This window comes from Okeania sp. SIO3I5 (genome assembly GCF_010672085.1).
GTDB lineage: Bacteria > Cyanobacteriota > Cyanobacteriia > Cyanobacteriales > Microcoleaceae > Trichodesmium.
The window spans coordinates 1-8,311 of sequence record NZ_JAAHHT010000329.1; the positions used below are offsets into that span (position 1 = coordinate 1).

General features: G+C 39.6%; 6 protein-coding genes. 3 read left to right on the top strand and 3 right to left on the bottom strand.

Annotated features, from left to right (window positions below; all coding sequences use genetic code 11):
- Window positions 1-531: 531 nt before the first annotated feature.
- Complete coding sequence (locus F6K40_RS36740) at window positions 532-3,579, bottom strand: NACHT domain-containing protein (protein ID WP_293144088.1); 3,048 nt, start codon at window positions 3,577-3,579, stop codon at window positions 532-534.
- Window positions 3,580-3,714: 135 nt separating this feature from the next.
- Here F6K40_RS36740 and F6K40_RS36745 point away from each other — a divergent pair, with 135 nt between their 5' ends.
- On the top strand, window positions 3,715-3,900 hold the full coding sequence (locus F6K40_RS36745) for a DUF2887 domain-containing protein (protein WP_293144091.1): 186 nt from the start codon (window positions 3,715-3,717) through the stop codon (window positions 3,898-3,900).
- A 73-nt stretch (window positions 3,901-3,973) separates the two neighbouring features.
- Here the strand turns inward: F6K40_RS36745 and F6K40_RS36750 are convergent, their stop codons facing one another.
- Entirely contained in the window at window positions 3,974-5,056 is a 1,083-nt protein-coding gene (locus F6K40_RS36750; protein WP_293144094.1) for an RNA-guided endonuclease InsQ/TnpB family protein, read from the bottom strand.
- Between the two features lie 96 nt (window positions 5,057-5,152).
- On the opposite strand from F6K40_RS36750, the gene F6K40_RS36755 reads away from it, so the two are divergent.
- Entirely contained in the window at window positions 5,153-5,845 is a 693-nt protein-coding gene (locus tag F6K40_RS36755; protein ID WP_293144103.1) for an Rpn family recombination-promoting nuclease/putative transposase, read from the top strand.
- A 186-nt stretch (window positions 5,846-6,031) separates the two neighbouring features.
- Here F6K40_RS36755 and gnd read toward each other — a convergent pair whose 3' ends face one another.
- Complete coding sequence (gnd, locus tag F6K40_RS36760; protein WP_293144097.1) at window positions 6,032-7,453, bottom strand: decarboxylating NADP(+)-dependent phosphogluconate dehydrogenase; 1,422 nt, start codon at window positions 7,451-7,453, stop codon at window positions 6,032-6,034.
- 327 nt (window positions 7,454-7,780) lie between these two features.
- Here gnd and F6K40_RS36765 point away from each other — a divergent pair, with 327 nt between their 5' ends.
- Window positions 7,781-8,215 (top strand): hypothetical protein, encoded by a 435-nt coding sequence (locus F6K40_RS36765; protein WP_293144100.1) that lies wholly within the window; start codon window positions 7,781-7,783, stop codon window positions 8,213-8,215.
- Window positions 8,216-8,311 lie beyond the last annotated feature (96 nt).

Here is an 8,311-nt window from a genome sequence, read left to right on the forward strand (position 1 = left end):
GTTCCATATTCTTGAATTGAAGAGCGATCGCTCTGTTACAGCAGTTTTCCCTGTAGGGGCGATTCGCGAATTGCCCCTACAGGGTTTTGGTTATTGACGTGAGGTCATCAATCTGAAAAGCGCTGTAATATTTCCAGAAGGAAAAAGCGTTCGCGAAGCGTTGCGGATGCAACATCGCTGCTCAAACGCGGTTGGTTTTGGAGAGGCGATCGCTCTTGTAGTTTATTCTTTTCCAAGTTTAGAGCGAGGATGAATAAGGGAATATTTCAGAAAATTCTGGATTTTGTTGTAGATATTCTGGAACTTCTCTTGCTTCATGTAAACCGATAGTCTAGTAGGGTGTGTTAGCGCAGCGTAACGCACCGCTCATAATTTGCTGATTGTTAATCTCAAAAAAGTAGTAGAGCCACACATATTTAATGGTGCCCTGCGACGGATTGTTAAATGCTTTTCACAGTCTAAATTGTCGCCGTCTAAGGCACCCTACCTCTACTACCGAATTTAGTACCACTCACCCTACCTCAACAAAATTTACTCTTCTTCTGCGGTAGGTTCTGGAATTTCTTGTTCTTCTTCCTGACTTGCTGCTCGCGACTGAGCAACTGCGGCGGCAAATTCTGGGTTTTGTTGTAGGTCTTCTGGAACTCTTCTTGCTTCATGTAAACCGATAGTATTTGACCATTGAGTATTGTTATCCCATTTGATATTACTTAGATAGACACCACTAAGCTTGGCACCACTGAGGTAGGTACTACTAAGGTTGGCATCATTGAGACTGGCATCGGTGAGATCTGCACTGCTGAGGTTGGCAAGAATGAGGTTGGCATCATTAAGGTCTGCACCGTTGAGTTTGACACCATTGAGATTAGCACATCTGAAGTCGGAATAAAAGAGGTCGGCGTTAATGAGGTCGGCATTACTGAGGTCGCCATCACTGAGGTCAGCAAAACTGAGGCTGACACATCTGAGTTTGGCATCATTGAGTTTAACGCCACCAAGGTTGGTATTACTAAGGTCGGCATCAATAAAGTTCGTACTTCTGAGTATTGCGCCTCTAAGGTCTGCACCTCTAAGGTTAACACAACTGAGGTCGGTATTACTAAGGTCTACACCTCTGAGAAACTTACCTACTATTTCTACAAAAGTACCATTCCCAAGACATTGACTATAAGCAATAATTCTTAATAGTCTTGTTTTATCAAAATCTTCACTATAGCGTTTACCGCAAGGATAAAAATGCAACTGCTCCCGCAACTCTACCTGAAACAGTCTATAACGATAACGATGCAACTCAAACAACAAAATCATCACATTCAACCCCGTATAAATATCGACCCGACGTTGCCCAGACTGAATACCCCAATCTTCCAACTGCTTTGTCTTTTTCAGAGGTAAAGTTTTCTTTGTCTCCTCAATAAATTCCCCACGACACCAGTCTAGATAAAACCCATGCAACCGCTCAAACAACACCACCAACTCAACCTCACTTTTCACCAACAACGCCATCAAATATTCCACAACTTCCGCCGTCAAATTGCCATAACCAAACAGATCGTAAATCCGCCATTCCAACTCCTTATCAGACACCACATAAGTCTTACCTCGCTTCCCAGTCTCCGTCAAATCTTTCAGACTTTCTACCATCCGTTTTGCACAGAGAAACTCACCGAAACTCTTATGAAAAAACTCCACCGAATTTTCTGCTCCTGCTGCCGATTTCAAATAAAAAGCAGCCAAAGCATTTTTCAACCCATCCTCTTGTTTATCTTGCCTCGCTTTTTCAATTAACTCCTGCAACTTCTTATATCCCTGTTCCACCAGTCGGTCTTCAATCATTTTTATAGCAGCATATTCGCCACCAGACTGCACCACACACAACCCCGCTTCTGCCAACAAAATTTCCAAATCTTCTGACTCCAACTTCGTAATTTCACGATTAAGATTTTTACCCTCTTCTACCCGCTGTTTTTCCAGCACCCATTTCAACGCCTGCTCATAAATCAAAACTTTTACCCCACCAACATCAGCAGTAGCAAACATTTCTACCTGTAACTGCTCATCCCGGTGCATGGCAGCTAGCAAATACAACAAAAGTGGTTCCCGCGCCAACTCCTTAACCTGCTCCGGACATTGTGCGCTGTGCAAAAATTCCCGAAACTTTTCCGTTTCCGCTTCCCCCACAACCATCTGCCATTTCCCAAACCACTGTTGCTGAATCTCATCACCCATCGGCAAAATACTCACCCGCTCCAAATTAGGAGGCATCAACCTTTCAATGCCATAAAGCGCCAAAGGTCTTCCCGTAATCAACACCCGATGACCGCGTTCCTGATTTTTTGCTGCCTCCTTCTGAAAGTCCGCCACCTGGTCTAAAAATACCTTCAAACTATTACTCGTCCCCCGCTCCAACAACAACTCATCAAACCCATCCAGCAAAAACAGAAACCGAGTATTTTTGTCTGTCAACCAACCGCTATCAGTCTTCACAAAATCCCAACCCACAGCATCAGCAAGAGTCTGATCAATATTAGCAGCAAAATTTTTCACATCCCGCAACCGAATCAAAATAGGCGTATAAATAGGATGTAATTCCCGACGCACCCAGTCAGCAAACATCCGGCAAAATACACTTTTTCCTCTTCCCGGTCCTGCCTGAATAAATAACACCTCTTTGTCTCTGTCTTCATCCAACAAAATTGTTTTTGCCCACACCTCAATATTCTGAGATTCAGCATCTTTATCAACCTCCCCATCAGGCTTAACAAATTTAACTTCCAGTGGTACATAAATTTCCCTAAAAGTGAAATTTTCATCAAATACTTTTTCCTGTGGTTTAGTAGCGATCGCCTCTTCCAAATAATCATCAATACTGCCATAAACTTCTAAATCTTTCTGCCAACCACCCCCATAAATTCCGGCTAATTTTTTAGCATCATCCTTCACATCTAACACCGCTTTTTTCATATAACGATGAGTATCGCGAGAAATTCTTTCTGTAATAATTTTAGCTTCATATTCATCCAAACCAGATTCTTGCAGACGTGCCAATAAAATCTCATTAAACTTTTTTCTAAGTGGAGAATCATAAAAACAAATCAAAGTCTTCTCAGCATTTCGGTCATTAAAATCAATATCTTCATCCAACTTTTTAATCTGTTCTTGTACCGCTTCCGAAGCCTCAGTTTCTGTCAGCCTATCCTTAATTTCTGGATAGTCTAGAAAAAATTGTCTAATACTTTCTAAATAAGCAACTTGAGCTACCAACTGCACCCCATCTTCTAAAGTTGGTTCCTGACGAGTTTTCTCAACAATAAAAGAAATAATTCCAGTTGCAATCGGCAAAAAAGGTAAACTCGCTCCAGCAATTTTTCCTAGGGGAGAATTTAGTACATCCAAAACAGAATCAATATCTTGAATCAAAGGTTCTAATACCTTAGCATCCTGATTTTTTTCGATTACTTCTGCTAGTTTAAAAACTGCCTTACCAGCCTCAGTTGTACCCTTAATACTTTCCTGAAAATTGATATCTATTTCTGTGTTCAGAACTCGCCAAATCTTCCGCAAAAGTTTACCCGCCATAATTACTCCAAATATTAATATTAAATAGGTTAATTATAGCATTCATCATAGATTGAAATATTTTTTATCAGAAATCATTTAGGATTGCCGTATTGTATTTCTGGTATAATTTTTATACCGTAAAAATATTTTTCGATGAAAACAGACAGCATATTTTACAGACTCTTTTTAGAGATGCCTGGTATTTACTTTCAACTCATAGGTGAATCTCCAACTATGGCAAAATCTTACAAATTTCAGTCAGTCGAAATTAAACAAACAGCCTTTCGTTTAGACGGTATATTAGTTCCTAATAAACAGTCACCAACTACTGCTTCATAAAACCGATATAAAACGTCATAATATGACATTTTACTGTTTACTTCCTGCTTCTACTGAGGCCGTCGGCGGCTACTCATCCACAGGCATTCACGGTCAAGCCGACCGCATCTCTCAAATTTATACTGGCGTTTAAATCTCTATCTATTGACAACCCACATTCAGGGCAATCATACGTTCTCAGGCTTAATGGCATATCTTGGACATGACCACAGTTGGAACAAGTTTTTGATGATGGGAAAAACCTGTCAACTACTACTAACTCCGAACCGTACCATTGGCACTTATATTCTAGCTGTCGCCTGAACTCATAAAATCCTTGATCTGCTATAGATTTCGCCAGCTTATGATTGCGGAGCATTCCGCTGACATTCAAATCTTCTATGACAACTCTGCCGTGGTTCTTGGCTAAGTATGTTGTCAATTTATGAAGTGCGTCATGACGGATATTAGCTACTTTTCTATGCAATCTAGCTATCTTCATTTGTGCCTTTTTCCAGTTAGCAGAGCCTACCTCTTTATGACGATTTAGGTATTGCTCTCTTGATAACTTAGCTTCAAACTGGCGATACGCTCTCACACTCTCAAATACTTTTCCATCACTTAGTGTAGCTAAGGTTTTCACACCTAAATCTACACCGATAACATCAGTTTTTTTTGGTGTAGTGTGAGGATGAAATTCATAGCTACAGCTAAGATACCAATCACCTGCTTGTCTACTAATGGTGATTTTTTTGGTTGTCGCCTCAATGGGTTCATAAGTCTTAACAATACCGATAAAAGGTAATTTATGATTCCATCCATTTAATTCTATTGGTTTTCCACAATTATCTATTGTGAATGAATCATGTTTACCCTTCTTTTTAAACTTTGGGTATTTTCCTAATCCTTTAAAGAATCTTTTGAAGGCTTCACCTAAGTTTCGGAAAGCATATTGGTAAACTTTAGATGATAAGTTTTTCATCCAAGGATATAAAGGCTTTGTGTGGTTAGTAAAAACTTCTCTAATTATACGAATATTAGGTTGATAACCAGCCTTGTAAGCAACATTCCACAAACTTAAACCCCAATTATAACACCAACGTGAGTAGCCTGCGTGTTGAGCCATCAGAGTTTTCTGCTTGTTATTAAGTTTGAGCTTAGTTCTAATGGATTTCATGTTATGTGTGTTTTGTATGCTCCGCAAACAGAGTCTGCCTAATAGTACGCTTTATAACTTATTATATCGCTATTCTTTGATTAAGTCAATGCTCCCATTCATTTTGGCGAAGTGCAAATGCAAAAGGATGAAGCATTTTACCGTCGATTTTTTGGCGAAATATTCCTGTATCTGAGTCAATACCACGAAACCAAATATTGGCAAGCATTAGTAGTGTTCCGCAACCGCAATATTGAACCAAAAGATACCCAACCCTATCAAGCTCTATTAAATAGCAGCAACGTTACTGTAGTTTACCTCGAAGACTTGGGAGAGGAAGCTTACGATAACTTGGGTTTAGGTATAGTTAAGTTAATAGTAGAAGAGGAAGCAAAGGCAGTGGAACAGGCAAAAATGTTAGCTGCTAAAGCAAAAGTCCAGCTAGCAGAGGAGACTGAGCAAAAAAAAGTGCTAGAATTAGTCAAAACAATTATTTTGTACAAATTTCAAGACTTAGAACCAGAGGAGGTCATAGAAATGTTAAGTATGGAGGACTTTAAAAACTCTCGACTTTATAAAGGAATGGAGCGGCTAGCCAGAGAAGAGGCCAGAGAAAAGGTCAGAGAAGAGGTCAGAGAAGAGGTCAGAGAAGAGGTCAGAGAAGAGGTCAGAGAAGAGGTCAGAGAAGAGGGAAAACTCTTAACAGTTCCTATGTTTTTAGAACTGGGTTTGACTGTAGAAGAGATAGCACAACGGTTGAAGTTAACTGTAGAGCAAGTCCAACAAGCTGCTCAAAGTCAGTCTAATTAGTTATTACTGAAAGCGATCGCCTCTATTTAACCACAGAGCGATATAGCTGCCGCTAGGCTCCGCCAACGCCTAATTTTTACACAAAAAGAACTGTTTGTTTGTACTATTGCTCTAACCTTATCTATAGTTCCGGCTAGAGCAATACTACGAGAGCTTCTAATTATAACTATTCAACTGGATATGATATTACTTAGTAGGCCACTCAGTATGGAAGAACTCACCACGAGGCTTATCAATACGCTCGTAAGTGTGAGCGCCGAAATAATCCCGTTGAGCCTGAGTTAAGTTTTGAGGCAAAGTTCCCCGACGATAACTATCAAAATAATCTAGAGAAGCACTAAAAGCAGGAACAGGTAATCCTAACTGACCTGCTAAACCAACAACTTCCCGCCAAGCATCCTGGCGATCGAGAATAGTCTGCTTAAATTCTGGCGCTAACAATAAATTAGGCAGGTTAGGATTTTCATCAAAAGCCTTCTTGATCTTATTCAAAAATCCAGCTCTAATAATACAACCACCTTTCCAAATTCGTGCTGACTCACCCAAATTCAAATTGTAATTAAACTCCTTGGATGCCGCTGCCAACAACGCCATACCCTGAGCATAAGAACAAATCTTAGAACAATACAAAGCATCGCGCACTTTGTTAATCATCGCTTGAGCATCACCTTCGTACTTACCAGTCGGACCTGTCAATTCCTTAGCAGCAGCCACACGCTCATCCTTAATGCCAGACATAATCCGAGCATTAACTGCAGCAGTAATAGTGGGAACAGCAACACCCAGTTCTAAAGCATTAATTACCGTCCATCTACCTGTACCTTTTTGTCCGGCAGAATCAACAATCATATCAACTAGATGATTGCTAGTTTCAGTGTCTTTCTTGGTAAAGATATCCGCTGTAATTTCAATTAAGAAAGATTCCAACTCTGGAGTTTTATTCCACTCAGCAAAAATTTCATGGAGTTGTTCATTGCTAATTCCTACAGCATTTTTCAACAAATCGTAGGCTTCAGCAATTAACTGCATATCACCATATTCAATGCCGTTGTGTACCATTTTCACATAGTGACCTGCACCTCCAGGACCGATGTATGTGACACAAGGACCATCATCAACTTGAGCAGCTATTTTCGTTAAAATTGCTTCTAATTCTTTATAAGAAGCTTCTGTACCACCAGGCATTAAACTAGGTCCCCATAAGGCACCCTCTTCACCACCACTAACTCCCATCCCCATGAAGCCTAATCCAGTGGATTCTAAATCTCTAGTGCGGCGTTCTGTATCTTCGTAGAGAGAGTTACCACCGTCAATGATCATGTCATCTTTGTCTAGGAGGGGTTTAAGTTGTTCAATCACTTTATCAACTGGTCCTCCTGCTTTTACCATGACCAGAATTCTACGGGGTCTTTCTAGGGATTGAACAAAATCTTCTAAGCTATAAGCAGCGTGGACGTTTTTCCCTTGTGCCCGCTCTGCCATAAATTTTTCTGTTTTATCGCTACTGCGATTGTATACAGAGATAGGAAATCCGTTACGTTCTACGTTGAGAGCTAGGTTTTCTCCCATTACAGCTAGACCTATAACACCAAATTTTTGCTGTCCCATATTTCTACTTCTCTAGACTTTTTCTCTAATTTTAAGTACCTTTTTTAGATTACAAGTATTTTTTTTGATTTTTTTCACTAAAGGTTTTTTTTAAGATTTCAAGTATAGGTTGATACAAATAAATTGATGTTTAAAAGAAAGAAAGTAAAATTTCTGTATCAATCAATTCAGCATTTTTCTTGATTTTAGGAAAATTAACTGTAGCTAAATTTTAGATTATGAATAAATTATGATATTTTACTATATATTAAAAAAGATGTAAGTTAATCATTATATTAAAGATTAAGTTAATTATTGCAATCAGCTTCGTACTTCAAAGAGGAATATATGGATGAATTAAAGTATCTTGCTAATTGGGTAAAAGAGCAGCACGCTCAAGAATATATTTTGACTTGGTTATTAAATCAGCCTGGACTTTGGTGGTCTGATGGAGAGGCATATCAGGCAGCTTTACAAAAGTCTGGAAAGTTGCTAAAGGAGTATGTTCAAAAAAATCAAACTGGGGATTTATTCCAAGGTATTGCGGAAAAAATTATAGATGATGAAAGTTGGGATCAAGTGGCTGAGTCTCTAACAAGAATTATTTCGGTTTATCAACATGAGTTGGTGAGATTGCAGGATTATAGTCGGCGCAAAAATAGTAAAAAGAGTTTAAAAAAAAGTCTGATTAGTGATGATTTATCTGTTGAAGATAATGAAGAAATGGAAATACAACAGGCTTTGCCAGATCCGTTTGCTGATGCTTTGACAGGGGAGGAATAGGGAGTGTGGGGAGAGGGGGAAGTGTGGGAAGAGGGGGAAGTGTCGGAAGAGGGGGAAGTGTCGGAAGTGTGGGGAGAGGGGGAAGTGTGGGAAGTA

Coding starts and splice junctions, on each gene's coding strand:
- gnd (WP_293144097.1), bottom strand. CDS start 7,453: ATGGGACAGCAAAAATTTGGTGTTATAGGTCTAGCTGTAATGGGAGAA.
- F6K40_RS36750 (WP_293144094.1), bottom strand. CDS start 5,056: ATGAAATCCATTAGAACTAAGCTCAAACTTAATAACAAGCAGAAAACT.
- F6K40_RS36745 (WP_293144091.1), top strand. CDS start 3,715: ATGAAAACAGACAGCATATTTTACAGACTCTTTTTAGAGATGCCTGGT.
- F6K40_RS36740 (WP_293144088.1), bottom strand. CDS start 3,579: ATGGCGGGTAAACTTTTGCGGAAGATTTGGCGAGTTCTGAACACAGAA.
- F6K40_RS36765 (WP_293144100.1), top strand. CDS start 7,781: ATGGATGAATTAAAGTATCTTGCTAATTGGGTAAAAGAGCAGCACGCT.